The following is a 1,632-nucleotide window of genomic DNA, read 5'->3' as shown; positions in this document are numbered from 1 at the left end:
GTTGATATGGCTGACGCAGATACTAAGCCAGAGTGCCCCGCATCCACAACCCGTCGTTACACCGTGGGTTATATCCGGGATTCGCGAACGTTTACACCGTTTCCGTCCATCACCCTTAAGGGCAACTGGATGAAAATGCTGGGGTTTGTGACAGGACAGAAGATAGAAGTGCTGGCCGAGCCGGGACAACTTATTGTCCGGCTGGCCGCTGAGGGATAAGACAGATAAAAAGATCCCGGCTCAGTGGCCGGGATTGATGTCAGTCATCGTACTGAAAGCTTATATTTATCTTTTCTGCTGGTATATCAATTATGATTTCACAAGCCGTCCAGGCAGGCCTTCCATTAGTCATATTATTTTGAATATAAAAATCCCGCATTTTCACCAACAAAAGGCGAAGATCATGACTCGCTAGCTTATCTGGTACGAACCAATCATCTTTCCCTTCCTGATCGACATAATCATATTCATATTCGCACGACTCTCCATCCAGAGGTAATTTTGCCCGAGCGATGATCTTATGTGCATCAGATGGGCCAGCATCAATCAGTAACTGACCAATCCTGTTATGAAAATCATCTAATTCGTTCATTTTGTTCCTCCTGGGGAGTTGCTTATATCTCTAATAACTGGACGACCACCATCAATGGAGTAAGTGACACTAAAGCTATCCGGCCGCTTGCTATCACCAATATAAACAGGCTCGATCTTCACATCTACTGATTTACCTTCTTTAAGTGCATTCGCCCACGTATTTTCCATCTGTTTCCATGCACCTTTATTGAGGTTTCCATCCATAGGAACCAAATTGAGCTTTTCACCGGGACCATTGAAAATACTGGCAATTAAATGACCACCTTCATCTCCGGTATCACCACACTTACCGGCTTTGCATTGTTGGTAGGTATTTCTGTCACTTTTAGATGCGGTTAATGTGCCTGATGCTGAACTTGTTCTACCTTGGACATCGGTTTCAAATACCTTATTCCCATCAACCTGATAAACAGTGTTAGGCTCTGGCTTATTCAGGGCTTTATTCCAGGCGCCTTTCTTGCCTGAGTCAACAATGACAATCTGCTTACCTGCCGTTGATGAACCACTCTTACCCAGTCCCCCGGTAACGGCCCCGAGAACAGCGCCAGCCAAGATCTCAGCCTGCTGTTTATCCATACCCCAGCGGGCCTGAATTCCCTGAGCAAATTCGGTGCTGGTAACAACACCTTCGGCCTCCATCTGCTGAGCCAGCAACGAAGACATATCGTTCTCCATCTGGGATGGCACATCCGCACCCAAGACACGATCTATTGCCTCGCGGACCAACATTCCATTAGCAGGAATATCTCCGTATTTTTCCTTACAAGCGCCGGGGTTTGTGGCACAGACCGCAATCATTTCCTGCTGCTGCTTGAGACTGAGATCTTCCATCTCTTTGATGATCTGTTTGCAGTCGCCGCGAGCTTCACACCCTTTCGCTCTCGCCGCAAAATCATCTATTTGTTCAGCATAAAGGTAATTATTGTCAGTTGAATTCTTTCCTGCCTGCGCCCCGGCCACTGCTTCTGCCGTGCTGTCACCAGCAATACCACCGGCTAACCCAGCCGCCAGCGTGCCTAACGCGCTGATGGTCTGCTT

The 1,632-nt window shown here is 47.6% G+C and carries 3 protein-coding genes; 1 reads left to right on the top strand and 2 read right to left on the bottom strand.

Annotation, left to right across the window (positions count from 1 at the left end; genetic code table 11):
* Positions 1-219: SymE family type I addiction module toxin (locus JJB97_RS17895; protein WP_399198792.1), on the top strand; the 219-nt coding region annotated here is incomplete at its 5' end.
* Positions 220-259: 40 nt separating this feature from the next.
* Here the strand turns inward: JJB97_RS17895 and JJB97_RS17890 are convergent.
* On the bottom strand, positions 260-592 hold the full coding sequence (locus tag JJB97_RS17890) for an antitoxin YezG family protein (protein ID WP_238715429.1): 333 nt from the start codon (positions 590-592) through the stop codon (positions 260-262).
* A partial coding sequence (locus JJB97_RS17885) for a DNA/RNA non-specific endonuclease (RefSeq protein WP_238715428.1) occupies positions 589-1,632 on the bottom strand: 1,044 nt, incomplete at its 5' end. The genes JJB97_RS17885 and JJB97_RS17890, both read right to left, overlap by 4 nt.

The organism is Tenebrionibacter intestinalis, assembly GCF_016632365.1.
GTDB lineage: Bacteria > Pseudomonadota > Gammaproteobacteria > Enterobacterales > Enterobacteriaceae > Tenebrionibacter > Tenebrionibacter intestinalis.
Note: the sequence above shows the minus strand (reverse complement) of the source record. Positions and strands in the feature narration are given on the sequence as shown.

Bases quoted from the DNA above. Each gene is read 5' to 3' on its own strand.
- JJB97_RS17890 (WP_238715429.1), bottom strand. From the start codon at position 592: ATGAACGAATTAGATGATTTTCATAACAGGATTGGTCAGTTACTGATT.